Raw genomic sequence first — 15,408 nt, 5'->3', positions numbered from 1 at the left:
CGAAAACGGGAGGAGATAACATGCGAGATAGTCAGCCGCTTTGGACTCCATCGGACGAATTTCGCCGGCAAAGTCCGATGTTCGTCTTCATGGAAGACTGCAACCGACGCTTCGGCCTGTCGCTCTCCGATTTTTCCAGCCTGCATGCCTGGTCGATCGCCGAGCGTGAAACCTTCTGGACGGCAGCGTGGGATTTCTGTGGCATCAAGGGAAAACGCGGCGAAAGGGCGCTGATTAATGGCGACCTGATGCTGGAGGCGCGTTTCTTTCCGGATGCCGAGCTGAATTTCGCCGAGAACCTGCTGTCGAAAAGCGGCGAGGGCGATGCGCTGGTCTTCTGGGGCGAAGACAAGGTGCGCGACCGCTGGTCCTGGGACCGGCTCTCGGCCATGGTATCGCGCCTGCAGCAGGCCTATCGCGCTCTCGGCATCGGCAAGGGTGACCGCGTGGCCGCGATGATGCCGAACATGCCGGAAACCATAGCCTACATGCTGGCCGCCGCCTCGATCGGCGCCATCTGGTCCTCCTGCTCCCCGGACTTCGGCGAGCAGGGCGTCTTGGATCGCTTCGGCCAGATCGAACCGAAACTGTTCATCGCCTGCAGCGGTTATTGGTACAGCGGCAAACTGCAGGATGTGACGGCAAAGGTCGGCGCCATCGCGCAGCGCCTCGGCGCGCCTACGCTCATCGTTCCCTATGCCGGTGATGCCGATGCGGTTGCAGGCGCCACACCGGGTGCAAAGACGCTGGATGCGTTCATCGCGCCTTTCGAGGCGACGTCCGTCGAATTCGTGCCGCTGCCGTTTTCGCATCCGCTGTTCATTCTGTTTTCCTCGGGTACGACGGGCGTGCCGAAATGCATCGTCCATTCGACCGGCGGCACATTGCTGCAGCTCATCAAGGAGCATCGCCTGCATTGCGGCGTGGTCCCTGGCGAAAAGGTCTTCTACTTCACCACCTGCGGCTGGATGATGTGGAACTGGCTGGTGACCGGGCTTGCCGCCGGCGCCACGCTCTGCCTCTACGACGGTTCGCCTTTCGCGCCGGATGGCAATATTCTTTTCGACTATGCGCAGGCGGAGAAATTCGCCATGTTCGGCACCTCGGCCAAATACATCGACGCAGTGCGCAAGAGCGGCCTGACGCCGAAGACATCGCACGATCTTTCCAGCTTGCGGCTGATGACGTCCACCGGCTCGCCGCTGTCGCCGGAAGGCTTCTCCTTCGTCTATGAGGGCATCAAGGACGATATCCAGCTCGCCTCCATCTCGGGAGGCACCGATATCGTCTCCTGCTTCGTGCTCGGCAATCCCTTGCAGCCGGTTTGGCGCGGCGAAATTCAGGGACCCGGTCTCGGCCTTGCCGTCGATGTCTGGAATGAAGAGGGTGAGCCGGTGCGCGGCGAAAAGGGCGAGCTTGTCTGCGCCAAAGCCTTTCCCTCGATGCCGATAATGTTCTGGAACGATCCCGAGCGCGTCAAATATCGCGCCGCCTATTTCGAGCGTTTCGACAATGTCTGGTGCCACGGCGATTTTGCCGAATGGACGGAACATGGTGGCCTGATCATCCACGGCCGATCCGACGCGACGCTGAATCCTGGTGGCGTGCGTATCGGCACGGCGGAAATCTACAATCAGGTCGAGCAGATGCCCGAAGTGTTGGAAGCACTCTGCATCGGCCAGGATTGGGATGACGATGTGCGTGTCGTGCTTTTCGTTCGCCTTGCGGCCGGCGCGGTGCTCACCGAAGATCTCGCCAAAGCGATCAAGACCCGCATTCGCACCGGCGCCTCGCCACGGCATGTGCCGGCCAAGATCATCGCCGTCAACGATATTCCGCGCACCAAGTCGGGCAAGATCGTCGAGCTTGCGGTTCGCGATGTCGTGCATGGCAGGCCGGTGAAGAACAAGGAAGCGCTCGCCAATCCCGAGGCGCTGGACCTCTTTGCCGGGCTGGAGGAGCTGAAGAGCTGAGATCCTCTTAAAACTGATAGGCAAACGCTGACCTCTCGGTGGTAACCGGGCGTTAAGAGAGATTGGTCAAAGGTAAAGTCCAACTTGGGGCTGTTCGCATGAGTTTGGACGGCTTGGAGCCGCGAGGCTCCCGAGACATGACGTTGATCGACTCGAGCTTTCGTTAGACAGCATAGACCTCAAAGGCAGCGCTACTAGCTGCCTTTTTTTCGTTGTGCGCCGCACAAATACGCACCTGCTCTGTACAACGGCTTGCCGACCAAGTATGTGCACGCCTGAAGAAGAGGCCTGCAACGTGCGGGCCACGATGATCCACGCCGGCTGGCGCGCGAAGAATTCCGAAAGACAAGATATGACCGAATTCGAAGGCATCGTTCCTGCGATCGCCCAGGCTTTGGCAAAGCGCGGTTACGAAGCGCTGACGCCGGTACAGAAGGCGATGCTCGATCCCGGCCTTGCCGGCAAGGACGCGCTGGTTTCGGCACAGACCGGCTCCGGCAAGACGGTTGCCTTCGGTCTGGCATTGGCGCCTAGCCTGCTCGACGGTTCCGAGCGTTTCGGCCGGGCCGGCACGCCGCTGGCATTGGCGATCGCGCCGACCCGCGAACTGGCGCTGCAGGTGCAGCGCGAACTGGAATGGCTATATGAATTGACAGGCGCGACCATTGCCTCCTGCGTCGGCGGCATGGACATGCGCACGGAAAAGCGCGGCCTGGAGCGCGGCGCCCATATCGTCGTCGGCACGCCGGGCCGCCTTTGCGACCATATCCGCCGCAATTCGCTGGATATCTCCGGGCTCAAGGCCGTGGTGCTCGACGAGGCCGATGAGATGCTCGATCTCGGCTTCCGCGAAGACCTCGAATTCATCCTGGAAACTGCACCGGCCGAGCGGCGGACGCTGATGTTTTCGGCGACCGTGCCGCGCTCGATCGCAAAGCTCGCCGAAAACTACCAGCGCGACGCCGTGCGCATCGCCACCGCCTCGGAAACCAAGCAGCATGTCGATATCGACTATCGCGCCCTGACGGTTGTTCCGAGCGACAGGGAAAACGCCATCATCAACGTGCTTCGCTATTACGAAGCGAAGAACGCTATCGTCTTCTGCTCGACGCGTGCCGCGGTCAACCATCTGACCGCGCGCTTTAATAACCGGGGCTTCGCCGTCGTTGCGCTCTCGGGCGAGCTCAGCCAGAGCGAACGTACCCACGCGCTGCAGGCAATGCGCGATGGCCGCGCCCGCGTCTGTATCGCGACCGACGTCGCCGCCCGCGGCATCGATCTGCCCGGTCTGGAGCTGGTGGTTCATGCCGACCTGCCGACCAACCCGGAAACCCTGCTGCACCGTAGCGGCCGCACCGGACGCGCTGGCAACAAGGGCGTCAGCGCCCTGATCGTGCCGCTCAGCGCCCGCCGCCGCACCGAGCGCCTGCTGGAAGCTGCCCGCATCCGCGCCACCTGGGCGAAGCCCCCATCGGCCGACGAAGTCAGCCAGCGTGACAATGAGCGCCTTCTCGCCGACCCGGTCTTTGCCGCACCGCTTGCCGAAGACGAGCAGTCGATCGTGCAGCAATTGCTGGAGCGCCACGGCGCCGAGCAGGTGGCCGCTGCATTCCTGCGGCAGTATCGTGCCGGCCATTCCGCGCCTGAGGAACTGCAGGACGTGCCGGCCGAAGGCGAGCGGAGAAAGCCACGCCGCGACGATTTCCCCGTCTCTCGTGACGACGTGACGTCGTCCGGACGCAACGACTTCACCGACGGCGTCTGGGTGTCGCTTTCGGTCGGCCGCAAGCAGAATGCCGAGCCGCGTTGGCTGATCCCGATGCTCTGCCGCAACGGCGGCCTCACCAAGCGCGACATCGGCGCAATCAAGATGCAGCCCGAGGAAACCTTCGTCGAGTTTTCACAGGAAGGCGCCGAACGCTTCCTGTCGACCATCGGCCCGGACAAGACCTTGGAAAGAGGCATCCGCGTCAAGCCGCTCGCCGGTGTACCGGATTTTTCGCAGGCCAAGAGGGAAGGAACCTACGGCAAGAAGAAGCCCTTCGCCGACAGGGATGCTCGTCCTCAGGACGGCGGCAAGCCGAAATGGAAGTCCGATCGGAAGCCGGAGCGGGCGCATGCGGGGGAAGGCGGCGTTTCCGAGCGCTCGGATAAGAAGCCTTGGGCAAAGAAGCCCGGCAAGCCGAGTTTCACCAAGAACGACGGCTCTCCCAAGCCCAGCAAGCCGAATTCAAGGGCCGCGCGCAAGGCTGCGAAGGCGCGGGGGGAGTAATTTCTTTGCCGAGCTGAAGGGGGCAGCAGCCCCCTTGCCGCAATCTCCACATCTCCCAGTAACAGGAGATATCCAGAGCGCCGCTACTCGAAGAAGATCAAGCTCGCCGGCGATGGCGGTAACGGTTTTACCCTGGCGTTTTGAAAACCGGCACGTCTAGCCATCTCGGCTAGATCCTTCTGCGTGTAGGCCTCGCCCTTCGGCGTACTGGCCAGCATCTCCCACGAGAAGGCGCCGGGGAAGGGAGGCGAAACGAGATCGTCATTGGGCACGAATTCCACGCCGACCACCTTGCCGTCTTGGCTCAGGCTCGCCCGAACCTTTTTGAGCAATCCGGCGCAGGTTTCCATATCGAAGTGATGCAGAAAGTTTGGAAGCAGGATGAGATCATAATCCGTGCCCCAATCGACCTCGAACGCGCTGCCGGGAATGACCTTGTAACGTTCGGCGACGCCAAATTGCCGCGCATTATGTTTCGCCAATTCCAGAACTGAGCTCCAATCGACCGCGACGATTTCGGCCGAAGGAAAAGTCTTCGCCATCTCGATTCCGAAACGCCCGTGTCCTGCGGCGATGTCCAGAATCTTCTTTGGCGGCACGGGCAAGCTGGCCATTTCAGCAGCGAGACTGACTGCGCTGCTGCCTGTAAATGAACCCATCCCGCGAGCAAACTTCACCCAAACGGGATTGTCGGGCGACATGTTTGCCAATCCAACGGATCCGCCATTGCGGACATAGGAAGTCGGATCGTCCAGAATCTGCTTTAGCATTTCCGGTGCGGCCAGGAATTCGATGGCTGAGCCCATATAGGCCGGCGAGTGCCGATCAAGGAATACTCGGCTGGATGGCGTCGGGGCATATTGATTGCCCGTCTTGATCAGAAAGCCGTTTACGACGAGATAGTCGCACAGAATGCGTATGCCGCGTTCGGCAGCATTCGTCGCGGTCGCCAAGGATGCCGCGTCGCGGCCGTCACCGATCAAGGTAAAAAGATCGAGTTCTATGGCGGCCTTGATAGCGGCCGTCTTTCGGCACGCAAACATCGCATCAACCACCAAATTGGGCGAAACCCCGCCCGCGCCTGCTTCTGCTGCCGTCGATGACATTGGAGCCCCCTTATGCGCCCAACGACCGACCGGAATAGCCGGTCTCAACGGCGAACTATCCCATAAAAAGCAACCGAAAGTAAGTTTTGGATCTCTAAAATACCGATGACGCGTCAGGCGTTTTTGGCTGACGGGCCGCATGGATCATCAGACATCCGTCAGCGTCGCCGCTACGCTAGTTGAAAAACAAGCGCGCTGGCGGCCATCAGCACCACGACGATCCAAGGCGGCGTCTTCCACACCGCCAGCAGAAGGAAGCCGGAAAGGGCAAAGGCAAAATCGGCCGACGTATGGACAGCGCTGGTCCATACCGGATTGTAGAGGGCGGCGCCCAGCACGCCGACCACGGCTGCGTTTGCGCCGCGCATGGCCGCCTGAGCGCGCGGATAGGCGCTGAGCCGGTCCCAGAAAGGCAAGGTGCCGACGAGCAGCAGAAAGCCGGGCAGAAAGATTGCGAGCAAAGCGATTGCTGCGCCCGCAAGGCCATGGGGAGATGGCACCAATGCCGCCCCGAGATAGGCCGAAAAGGTAAAGAGGGGACCTGGAACGGCCTGCGCAACGCCGTAGCCGGCAAGGAAGGCGTTTTCCGATATCCAGCCCGGCCTCACCACCTCCGCCTGAAGCAGCGGCAGCACGACATGTCCGCCGCCGAACACCAGCGCGCCGGAACGATAGAAGGCATCGAAGAGTCGCAGCCCCTGCCAATCCAGAGCCGAAACAACGAGCGGCAGTCCGAGCAACAGGAGCAGGAACACCAGCAGACAGGTGAGGCCCGCAGATCTCGATATTCCGAACGAAAGACTTGGCTTGTGCTCGACCGCAGCCCCGCGACAAAGGGCAAGCCCTGAAACGGCCCCCAGCACGATGGCTGCGAGCTGGCCGAGCGTCCCGCCAAACGTCACTACGAAAATCGCTGCGAGCGCGATGCCGGCGCGCGGCCTGTCTGGCGTCAGCGACTTTGCCATGCCCCAGACGGCTTGGGCGACGACAGCCACGGCAACGAGCTTCAAGCCATGCAGCAAACCTTGCCCGAGGGGATTGTCGAGGGCAGCGGCCGCGGTGGCGAAGATGAACAGGATCAGTGCTGACGGAAGGGTAAAAGCGCTCCATGCCGCGAGCGCCCCCAGCGGGCCGGCTCGCAACAGGCCCATGGCAAAGCCCACCTGGCTAGAGGCAGGTCCTGGCAAGAACTGACAGAGGGCAATGAGATCAGCATAACCCTTTTCGTCGATCCACTTCCGCCGCGCCACGAGTTCGTCGCGGAAATATCCAAGATGCGCGATCGGCCCGCCGAACGAGGTGAGGCCGAGCTTGAGGAACGCGCCGAAGACCTCCTGAGGCGTGCCCGCAGGTGGAACTGCAGCTCCGCCTCCGGCTACCTCTTTTATATCCACGACCACACCCCCCAACGTCTTCGTTCGCTCCATATCCTCGTCGTCAGTGACGGCGCGATGACAGTAGACGACTGCGATCTTGCCTTGCAATGAGCCAGTTGCCATTGATCGGTCGTCGTTCGTTTTCGGGCGATGGGCGACGTGATCGGGCAGACGCGAAGAAGCGTCTGCCTCATAGGAATAGGTCAGACCGTTTCAGCCATCGGTCCCCGCGAGGTCAGCCAGACGCCCACCAAGGTCACCGCCAATCCCACGAACATTGCCGTCGTCAGTGGTTCGGAGAACAAGGCCCAGGCCCATAGCATGGTGACGGGTGGACTGAGATAGATGGCCGCGCTGACCTGCGCCACCGGGAACAGCCGCAGGCTGGTGTAATAGACCGAATAGGCGGCAAAGGTTGCGATCAGCACCAGCCATATCATCCCGATAGCAAAACCGCGGGTCATGGGCGGGGCAAGATCCCCCTGCATCACGGCGCAGACGCCGAACAACACCGAGCCTGTAAGCGTATGGATGCAGAGGCTTTGGTGAACCGGCATATGCATAGTCCGCCGCCTTTTGTGCAGAACCGATGCCAGCGCAAAGACGAGCATCGAGCCGACCGTCAATCCATAGGCCCAACTTGGAGCCGCACCGAAGCTGAGACTGTCTAGCGATACGATCAGCACGCCCGCCACCGCGATCGCTGTCCCAAGCCACTGGCGGCCGCTCAGCCGCTCGCCCAAGACGGGTTGGGACAGCGCGGCAATCGCTAGCGGCAGGAGATCGGAGATCAGCGCAACCAGACCCGTCGGCACCCGCTGTTCGATCGCCAGCGCAAAGCCGCCGAGATAGAGGAAGACCGACATGACGCCGAATGCCATCTGTCCCGCGATCGCGCGCAAACGCATGCGCGGCCCGACCGCCAAGGCAAAAGGCAGCAGGACCAATCCAGATAGCAGCGTGCGCCAGAACAGGACGAGTATGACGCTGGCCTCCTGGCTGGCATAGCGAATACCGACGAAGCCGGAACTCCAACTGATGATCAACAGCGCCGCCATCAACGGCCAAAGAAAGCGGCGGTTGTTTAACAAGGGCCGAGACAGGGCTTGGTCAGTCATAGGGTCCTCGGTTGGATGTCACCTGCCGCTCAGCCATAGGCGAGTGTCGGCTCGATTACACATGACAAATATCGATCATGACATGACATTTCAGTCTCGGAACCAATGAGTATTTGCCTGATTGCGCCGGAATATGCATTCTTTCTGCAAGACGATCATCCGAGGCGAGTATGCCATGACCGAGTTTACCAATAGGCGTTTGGAAATCGACGCACTGCGCGCATTATGGGCAATCCGCCACCACGGCGGCATCACCCGTGCGGCCGAGGCCTTAGGCCTGTCGCAATCCGCCGTCAGCCATAAGATCAAGCGGCTCGAGACGAGCCTCGATTGCGATCTGCTGAACCGCAAGCCTGGAGCATCGATGTTCACCGCAGCCGGGGAGGATCTGCTTGACTATGCCGGGCGCATCCTCGGCCTGCATGACGAGGCGCTGTTGAGCCTGTCGAAGACGTCGCTTGCCGGGCGTGTCGCCCTCGGCTTGACCGAGGATACGACCTGCACCGACCTTGCCCGCATCCTGGGGCGTTTTCGCCGCCTGCACCCCAACGTCTCCGTGCGCACCAAGGTTCGCATGAGCCTGGTCCTACGGGGGATGTTGGAGCGGGGGGAGCTCGACGCCGCGATCGTGCAGGTTTTCGCCCATGAAGTCCGCCCGGCCGATGTCGTCCTCTTTCGGGAGCAGCTTCATTGGGTCAAGCATCCCGACTTCTCCCTGCCGCAAGACGGCCCGGTTCCTTTTTTGTCCTTCGACGATGAATGCTTCTATCGCCGATGGGCGCTCGACATCGGACAGGATGGTGGTGTCGTTCTTGAAACCGTATTCGAATGCCCGAGCGCGGCGGGGATTATTGCGGCCGTCACCTCCGGTTTGGGCGTGGCGCTTCTGAACGGCCGCCATCTGCAGCCCGAGATGGAGATCGTCAGCAATGGCCTGCCGGCACCGCCCGCCTTGGCCTATGTGGTGCGCCGCGGACGCAAGGTGAGGAATCCCGCGCTCGATACGCTTGTGGCGGAGATCGAGAGCGAAATCAGCCGTTATGGTGGCTTGGCTCTGGCGAGTTGAGCTGAGTGGAGGCAAAATGCCGTCTTCGAATGGACAAGAAATGGAGCGGCATGCTCATGCTGATCGGCTCATGTCATTGCGGCAAGGCGGGATGGACACTCGAAGGCGATCCAGGCTCGATCACGGCCTGCAATTGCACGCTCTGCCGGCGTTATGGCGCGCTATGGGTCTATGACTACGAAGGGGAGCGAGTCTCCGTTACCGGACAGACTTCGGCTTATACGCGCGCCGCCAGGGATAAATCTTCTCTGGAAATATTGTTCTGCCCGTCCTGCGCCTGCGTATTGAGCTGGCGGGGGCTGAGGCTCCAAAAGGATGGCCGTCGACGCATGGCTGTAAACATGCGGCTGGCGCCGCCGGATCTCGTTTCTGACCTGCCGATCGATCACTTCGATGGGCTCGACACGTTTGAAGACCTTCCTTCCAAAGGGCGGTGCGTGCGCGATCTATGGTTTTAATGGCGGGCCGACGATTTCTCAGTTTGCCAGCACGCGCGGCGATGGGAAGGTGATCTCCACCAATGTCCCCTCGTTCGGCGCCGAATTGATCGAGAAAGTCGCCCTGTTGGCGTCGACCATGGCCTTGGTCAGCGGCAGCCCGAGGCCGGTGCCGTCGCCGCGTTTGCGGGCATTGGTCGACACCTGGCGGAAGGGTTTCATCGCCTGTTCCAGCTCGCTGCGGGTCATGCCGACGCCGGTATCGCGGATGCGCATGACGACGCTGCCATTGCCTTCATAAGATGTAGAGACCACGATCTGACCGCCTGAGGGCGTGAAGCGGATGGCATTCGACAAGATGTTCAGCGCGATCTGCTTGATCGAGCGCAGGTCGGCGACGACGTTCGGCACGGCCTGCGACAGCGCCGTGCGGATGATGACGCGCTGGCTGTTGGCCTGCGGCTGCACCAGCGACACGGCTTCGGCAATTGCCTCGTTCAGGCCGACGGAGGCAAATTCCAGGTCCATTTCACCGGCTTCGATCTTGGAGATATCCAAGAGATCGTTGACGATGTCGAGCACATGCCGGCCCGAGCGGCCGATATCCGCTGCATATTCGATATAGCGGGAATGGCCGATCGGCCCGAAGCGCTCGCCGGCCATCATGTCGGAAAAGCCGATGATGGCATTGAGCGGCGTGCGGATCTCATGGCTGACGCGAGCGAGGAAATCGGTCTTGTGGGCATTGGCGGTCTCCGCCGCGCGCTTGGCATTGCGCAACTCTTCCTCGGTGCGCTTCCATTGCGTGATGTCGCGAATGACGGCGCAATAGCCGTTGGAGGAGTTCAGCCGTCCCATCGTCATGAACAAAGGCACGAAGCCGCCCGAGGCCTCGCGGCCGATCACTTCGCGGCCGTCGTTCAGCACGCTGGCCACGCCATGGCCGGAGAGACCGCCGAGATAGTCGAGCACGGCCTTCTGGCTCTCATGCGCAAAGAGCATGACGAAGGGTTTGCCGCGGGTTTCCTGGTCGTCATAGTTGAAGAGCGCACTTGCCGATCGGTTCATCGAGCGGATCTCGCCCTCCTGGCCGATGATGACGACCCCATCCGTTGCCGTTTCCAGCGTCGAACGCAGCTCTTCGATTTCGACCTGCAGCTTGGCGAGTTTTTCGACCATCCGTTCCGGCCGCGCTTCTTCCGGCACGGGCTCCGGCGCGGGAGCCTCGCTCTTTTCAAGCGGCATCAGCGCCAGCATCAAAGCGGTGCCGTCTTCCCAACGGATCGATTGCAGCCGCGCGGTAACGGGCACGAGCGTATCGTCGGCGCGTACCACCATCATCGTCCCCGGCCGTTCGGTCTTGCCTTCGAGGTCATGGCGCTGCAGCAGCGCATCCAGCCCGCCGACATGCTCAAGGTCCGTGAGGCTTTCATAGCCCGTCAGCCGCAGGAATTCCGGAGTGCCGTGGATCAGCCGGTCGCCGGCATGGACGAGAATGGCAAGAGGCAGTTGATCGACGATCTCGGCCGACAGCCCATCCCGCATTTTCACGCGTGGCGGAATGGCGGTGCTCAAGACCTCCAGCGGATCGATATTCCCTTCCGGCTTTTCCGTCTCGGCCAAAGGCGCCGGGATGTCCGGTTCGGATTGTGCGGTGTCGTCGCTTTCCGGCTGATCTTCGGCATGCGGCTGATCTTCGGCAGCATTGTCTTCGATCGGCGCTTCGGCGGCATCGGACAGAACCTCATCCGCCACATTCGGCGGCGGGGAGATATCAGCCACCTCTTCGGAGTGTTCCATCGTTTCAGGCTGGCCGCCGGGCGGCTCGGCGCGTTTGCCGAACGGGTCGAGCTGCCGGGCGATCTCGCGGAAGGCTGCCTGCTCGCTGAGCGACAAGCCGCCTGGATTTAGCGCCCGCCGCTCGTGCAACCGGATGATCTTGTCGGAGTCCCGGCGGTTCGGCGTCTCGGTAATTTTCAGGGCAGGCGGCTCGTCGTCGCCGGGAACGGGTTCGTTCGCTGCCTGGAATTCTGCTTCGCGCGCGCTCTCGTCTTCTGCGGCAGCATTTTCCTCAGCCGCGTCCTGCAGCGCTTCTTCGGCAATTGCCGGCGCAGCCGTCTCGATAACCGGCTCTTCTGCAGTGCCCGGCGTGGTGACCCGCTCGCCCTCTCCATCCAGCGTTAAGCCAAGCTTCATCGGATCTTCGATGGCATCAGACAGGCGGACGACGCCGAAACCTCTGAAGCCGTCGAATTCGCGGCTGCGCGTATAGGTCGGCAATGCGGCCAGATCGACCGGCACCACCAGGCTGGTATTTTCCACCGGCCAGTAGATCGTCCGGCCCGACCATGTGTCGCGCCGCGCCAGAAGCTCGGCGATCTTGCCGTCCGGATCGAGATTGAAATGCCTGGCGATGTCGGCGAAGGCAACGCCGGTTACTTTCGTCGCATGCGGGCCGACGGCTTCGGCGAATTCGCGCGAGACTTCGCTGAAGCGGCCTTCGGCATCGATCCTCCAGACGAAGCGGGTGGCGCGGCCGCTGCGCTTGAAGATGAAGCCTTCCGGCTGGTCGATTTCGGGAACGCTGGCCTCGGGTATGACCGGCTCAGCGCCTGCCTCCGCATCCTCCTCCGGCTGCCTTTCTCCGGCGCCGGGCCGGAGATCGTCATCGGCCTCCGGTACAAGCTCGTCGGCATGGGCGGCCGCCTCGATCTGTTCCGGCGTCGCGCCGTCCATCATCACCAGGGCATCGATATTCTGGCCCCCGGCATCGGTGTGCGCATGCATTTCTTCATGGTCGGCGCTAGACGCTTCCGGCATATGCTCGACTTCCGCGATCTCCGCCACCGCATCGATGACCTCACGTGAGGGCGCTTCCGCGGCAGGTGTCGTATCGACAACAGGTGCCTCCTCAGCCGCCGCAGTCTCGAGTTCATTCCGCGCTTCTTCCGCTTCCGGCTCCATTGCGGCCTCCGTCGCCGAGGCGGCGGATGCATCGGCCCCGAGGCTTGCCGTCGGGTCGAGATTGCCGGCCGCGGTATCGACGACGAAGAGCAGATGCAGGGCAGGGATTTCCGACAGCTTGCCAACGGCGGCGGGCAGATAGCCATGACCGGTCGGAATCGGCCGCTTGATAAGCCGCTCCGCCTGCGCGCCCGCCATGGTCGTCAGCATCCTTGCGGTCTGCGGCGTCACGCCCAGAGCATCGAAGCGGGCAGAGGCGGCGATGACTTCACCGTCGCGGCCGATCACAGCCATATGCGTATCGGGATCGTCGAAGCCGTCGATCATCCGCTTTGCACTCTCGGCTGCGGCCATCGGCTTAGAAGAGACCGGCGAGGAGAACAGGATCGCCTCTTCGCCCGCCTGGACGCGGATGATTTCGACCGCGGCATTGACGACCGCGCGCTGGAAGCCGGAGGCCATGCGGATCAGGAAGGTGCGCTGGTCGCCGACCGCGCCTAGTCCGCGCGCCGTCGCCTCGATCTGGCGGAAGGAGACATCGCCGGCCTTCGGTCCCTGATCGAGAAAATCATAAATGATATCATAGCCGAAGAGATTGGCGCCGGCGCCGTTGGCCCAAAGCACGCGGTCCATGCCGGTCGAAAACAGCACCATGGCTTCGCCGCGCGCAAAACGTTCCCGAACGCGGGGGTGCACGGCAATATCAATGAACGGGTACTGAATTGCGGGCATGTTCCGACCTGCTTTGCGGGCGTGATCGCCTCTCTTGCTTTAACGCTTTATTAATAACGGCGCCCCGGTTTCAGGTCCAGCGAAGGGCCAGGTTTTTGACTGGCAGGGTTAACGTGTTGTGCATTGCAAAAAACATGTTGCGCTGCACCATAATTTATATTATATAGAGCTCAATCAATTCACCAAGGGCGCCTCTGAGGAGGGCCCATATAGGAGCGCTATCATGGCTACTGTAAAGAAAGACGACGTTTTTTCAACGGCTGCATTCGACCCGTCCAAGCTGTCTGAATCCTTCCGCGACTTCGCCGAAAAGGGCGCTGCACAGTCCAAGGAAGCCTTTGCCAAGATGAAGACGGCCGCCGAAGAAGCCAGCAAGACTGTTGAAGCCACCGTGCAGACCGCGCAGGCCGGCTCCGTGGAAATCGGCCTCAAGGCCATCGACGTGCTGCGCACCAATGCCGAAAGCTCGCTGGCGCACATGGAAGCCCTGCTTCGCGTCAAGTCCGTCGCTGAACTCTTCGAACTGCAGACCTCCTTCATCCGCAAGCAGGCTGAAGTAACGGTCGAGCAGGCCAAGTCCATCCAGGAAACCACCAAGAAGGTTGCCGAAAAGGTGGCAAAGCCCGCCAAGGATGCCGCTGAAAAGGCCATGTCCTCCTTCAAGGCTGCCTAATTTTCCAGAACGCCTCCCAAGGCCGGAACGTCCCGTTTTCAGATGAACACTGAAAACGGGACGTTTTAGTTTCGGGGGGCAGAGCGCCTTTCGCAACGTCGCCCGAATGCGATGCCTGCTTTGGAGGCGGGTCATACCCAGCTTTTTCATATTGCAGGGAGATAGGACTTGAAATAATTTCAAAGTCCTCGTATGTGACCCCCGTCCCCGCGGCGACGCGGCATGTGCGGTTGTAGCTCAGTTGGTTAGAGCGCAGGTTTGTGGCACCTGAGGTCGGTGGTTCGAGACCACCCAACCGTACCATTTTTCCCCCATCGATCAGACGAAAGCAGGAAGCTCGGCGTTAACGCGGGCTATTTCTTGTCCTTGGGCTTCTTTGCGACATGTCCCGGTGAGATCGGATCGCTCGCAGGAAAAGTCTCCTCGAGCGCCTCTTCGAGATAATCGTCCTGCTCCTTGCGTTCCTTCTCGGTCAGATCCGGCTTCTTCTTCTCGCTCATGATTTTGCTCCCTTCGACATTCCTAAAATTTTAGGCCAAGGTTGTCCCTTGTCCAGCGCGGCTTCATCTCTACGCCGCGCAGCGCCTTCCGGCCGCCATTTGAAAATGGTCTTAGAACGTGATTCGCGAGACAATCCTGGCGCGGGCGCGGGGTGGTATTGCGGGAGTTTCGGGCGGGACCCTGAATGTTCTTCTGGCGGCAGGCCGGGCGGCGCCGGGGATGGCTTTTTCGACCGCTGCGACATCCTCGGGGCTGACCTTGGAGGCGGCGCATGCTCCTTTTTTGTTCCAGAGATTCTCGGCAATGCTGCTGCCGACCGCCGCCGTGATGGCCGTCCCGGCCACATCGTTGCGCTGAACCTTGTTCGCTTTCACCATGCCCTGGATGGCTTCGCCGAGGATATCCGCCGAGTCCTTGAAGGATACGTCGCGCACCTGGTCGAACCTCTTGTCGTTTTCACCATCCACGATGCAATGGTGCGCCGTGAACATCCAGTCGTGGATCATATAGGCAGGCGCATATCCCCATGGCGACAAGCCCTTGAAGACCTGCGCGATCTTCGGAATGGAACCGCCATCCGTGTACATCAGGCCGGGCTGGATCTCGGCACCCGGCAGGGAGCGGTCGGCTCGCCGAAACGTCAGGGGATCGGCGGGATCGGGCACGAAAACGAACTTGCCGTCGCCGCTGGAATTTCCCTCTCCGACCCACATCACAAACAGGCTGCCGGCAAGCGTGGCCGGGGGGAGCTGCGAAAAGTCGATGGTCGTGCATGCACTGAGACCGGCGGCAAGTGCCGCAAAGAATACCCCGCCTTTCAACATCAAGCGTCCCCCTCGGACCCTGCCTGGATGAAAACGAAAGCCTGCTGCTCTACTTATGCACGAACTGGCGCCATGCGCAAAGCCCGGCGCAGGAGAGCCCGTCGTGGCATTCACACCGGGGCGATGGGATTTCCTTTGGAACCGTGCCAGCTCGCCGCAGTTCTGTTCATATCAACAACAAGACGGAAGGACCTCGCCATGTCCGTGCCACGCGAGCCGATTCCCGACAAGCCACCGATGCCCGGTCCAGGCTGGACGCCGGAGCCGCCGATAGAGGAGCCGGATCCCGATAGGCTGCCGGATGAAATTCCTGTTCCCAATCCCGATGAGAACGAAGAGCCGCCGAAGCATGCCTAATGCATGTCG

At 61.4% G+C, this 15,408-nt stretch carries 12 protein-coding genes and 1 tRNA gene; 7 read left to right on the top strand and 6 right to left on the bottom strand.

Annotation, left to right across the window (positions count from 1 at the left end; all coding sequences use genetic code 11):
- Nucleotides 1-20: 20 nt before the first annotated feature.
- Together QDY28_RS22485 and QDY28_RS22480 are read left to right on the top strand one after the other, a co-directional pair.
- On the top strand, nt 21-1,973 hold the full coding sequence (locus QDY28_RS22485; RefSeq protein ID WP_331383834.1) for an acetoacetate--CoA ligase: 1,953 nt from the start codon (nt 21-23) through the stop codon (nt 1,971-1,973).
- A gap of 352 nt (nt 1,974-2,325) precedes the next feature.
- A complete protein-coding gene (locus tag QDY28_RS22480) occupies nt 2,326-4,245 on the top strand; it encodes a DEAD/DEAH box helicase (RefSeq protein ID WP_331383833.1) in 1,920 nt (639 codons plus the stop codon).
- 83 nt (nt 4,246-4,328) lie between these two features.
- On the opposite strand, the gene QDY28_RS22475 is transcribed toward QDY28_RS22480, so the two are convergent.
- From QDY28_RS22475 to QDY28_RS22465, 3 genes are all read right to left on the bottom strand, one after another.
- A complete protein-coding gene (locus tag QDY28_RS22475; RefSeq protein WP_331383832.1) occupies nt 4,329-5,351 on the bottom strand; it encodes a class I SAM-dependent methyltransferase in 1,023 nt (340 codons plus the stop codon).
- 170 nt (nt 5,352-5,521) lie between these two features.
- Nucleotides 5,522-6,760 (bottom strand): chromate efflux transporter, encoded by a 1,239-nt coding sequence (gene chrA, locus QDY28_RS22470; protein WP_442967573.1) that lies wholly within the window; start codon nt 6,758-6,760, stop codon nt 5,522-5,524.
- A 170-nt stretch (nt 6,761-6,930) separates the two neighbouring features.
- Nucleotides 6,931-7,845, bottom strand: coding sequence for a DMT family transporter (locus QDY28_RS22465; protein ID WP_331383830.1), 915 nt, complete (start codon nt 7,843-7,845; stop codon nt 6,931-6,933).
- 175 nt (nt 7,846-8,020) lie between these two features.
- Here QDY28_RS22465 and QDY28_RS22460 point away from each other — a divergent pair, with 175 nt between their 5' ends.
- Together QDY28_RS22460 and QDY28_RS22455 are read left to right on the top strand one after the other, a co-directional pair.
- The gene (locus tag QDY28_RS22460; RefSeq protein ID WP_331383829.1) at nt 8,021-8,911 is read left to right on the top strand and encodes a LysR family transcriptional regulator; all 891 of its coding nucleotides are present in this window, start codon (nt 8,021-8,023) and stop codon (nt 8,909-8,911) included.
- A 56-nt stretch (nt 8,912-8,967) separates the two neighbouring features.
- A complete protein-coding gene (locus tag QDY28_RS22455; RefSeq protein WP_331383860.1) occupies nt 8,968-9,369 on the top strand; it encodes a GFA family protein in 402 nt (133 codons plus the stop codon).
- 18 nt (nt 9,370-9,387) lie between these two features.
- On the opposite strand, the gene QDY28_RS22450 is transcribed toward QDY28_RS22455, so the two are convergent.
- On the bottom strand, nt 9,388-13,044 hold the full coding sequence (locus QDY28_RS22450; protein WP_331383828.1) for an ATP-binding protein: 3,657 nt from the start codon (nt 13,042-13,044) through the stop codon (nt 9,388-9,390).
- A 223-nt stretch (nt 13,045-13,267) separates the two neighbouring features.
- Between QDY28_RS22450 and QDY28_RS22445 the strand changes: the two genes are divergently transcribed.
- On the top strand, nt 13,268-13,717 hold the full coding sequence (locus QDY28_RS22445) for a phasin (RefSeq protein WP_331383827.1): 450 nt from the start codon (nt 13,268-13,270) through the stop codon (nt 13,715-13,717).
- 226 nt (nt 13,718-13,943) lie between these two features.
- Nucleotides 13,944-14,020 (top strand) — tRNA-His (locus QDY28_RS22440).
- A gap of 50 nt (nt 14,021-14,070) precedes the next feature.
- Here the strand turns inward: QDY28_RS22440 and QDY28_RS22435 are convergent.
- Both QDY28_RS22435 and QDY28_RS22430 read right to left on the bottom strand, forming a co-directional pair.
- The gene (locus tag QDY28_RS22435; protein WP_331383826.1) at nt 14,071-14,217 is read right to left on the bottom strand and encodes a hypothetical protein; all 147 of its coding nucleotides are present in this window, start codon (nt 14,215-14,217) and stop codon (nt 14,071-14,073) included.
- Nucleotides 14,218-14,328: 111 nt separating this feature from the next.
- Nucleotides 14,329-15,042 (bottom strand): hypothetical protein, encoded by a 714-nt coding sequence (locus tag QDY28_RS22430; RefSeq protein ID WP_331383825.1) that lies wholly within the window; start codon nt 15,040-15,042, stop codon nt 14,329-14,331.
- Between the two features lie 198 nt (nt 15,043-15,240).
- Here QDY28_RS22430 and QDY28_RS22425 point away from each other — a divergent pair, with 198 nt between their 5' ends.
- Nucleotides 15,241-15,399 (top strand): hypothetical protein, encoded by a 159-nt coding sequence (locus QDY28_RS22425; RefSeq protein WP_331383824.1) that lies wholly within the window; start codon nt 15,241-15,243, stop codon nt 15,397-15,399.
- Nucleotides 15,400-15,408: the final 9 nt, after the last annotated feature.

The organism is Rhizobium sp. BR 362 (assembly GCF_036528765.1).
Classification (GTDB): Bacteria; Pseudomonadota; Alphaproteobacteria; order Rhizobiales; family Rhizobiaceae; genus Rhizobium.
Note: the sequence above shows the minus strand (reverse complement) of the source record. Positions and strands in the feature narration are given on the sequence as shown.

Coding starts and splice junctions, on each gene's coding strand:
- QDY28_RS22445 (WP_331383827.1), top strand. CDS start 13,268: ATGGCTACTGTAAAGAAAGACGACGTTTTTTCAACGGCTGCATTCGAC.
- QDY28_RS22455 (WP_331383860.1), top strand. CDS start 8,968: ATGCTGATCGGCTCATGTCATTGCGGCAAGGCGGGATGGACACTCGAA.
- QDY28_RS22465 (WP_331383830.1), bottom strand. CDS start 7,845: ATGACTGACCAAGCCCTGTCTCGGCCCTTGTTAAACAACCGCCGCTTT.
- QDY28_RS22475 (WP_331383832.1), bottom strand. CDS start 5,351: ATGTCATCGACGGCAGCAGAAGCAGGCGCGGGCGGGGTTTCGCCCAAT.
- QDY28_RS22430 (WP_331383825.1), bottom strand. CDS start 15,042: ATGTTGAAAGGCGGGGTATTCTTTGCGGCACTTGCCGCCGGTCTCAGT.
- QDY28_RS22480 (WP_331383833.1), top strand. CDS start 2,326: ATGACCGAATTCGAAGGCATCGTTCCTGCGATCGCCCAGGCTTTGGCA.
- QDY28_RS22435 (WP_331383826.1), bottom strand. CDS start 14,217: ATGAGCGAGAAGAAGAAGCCGGATCTGACCGAGAAGGAACGCAAGGAG.
- QDY28_RS22460 (WP_331383829.1), top strand. CDS start 8,021: ATGACCGAGTTTACCAATAGGCGTTTGGAAATCGACGCACTGCGCGCA.
- QDY28_RS22485 (WP_331383834.1), top strand. CDS start 21: ATGCGAGATAGTCAGCCGCTTTGGACTCCATCGGACGAATTTCGCCGG.
- QDY28_RS22450 (WP_331383828.1), bottom strand. CDS start 13,044: ATGCCCGCAATTCAGTACCCGTTCATTGATATTGCCGTGCACCCCCGC.
- QDY28_RS22425 (WP_331383824.1), top strand. CDS start 15,241: ATGTCCGTGCCACGCGAGCCGATTCCCGACAAGCCACCGATGCCCGGT.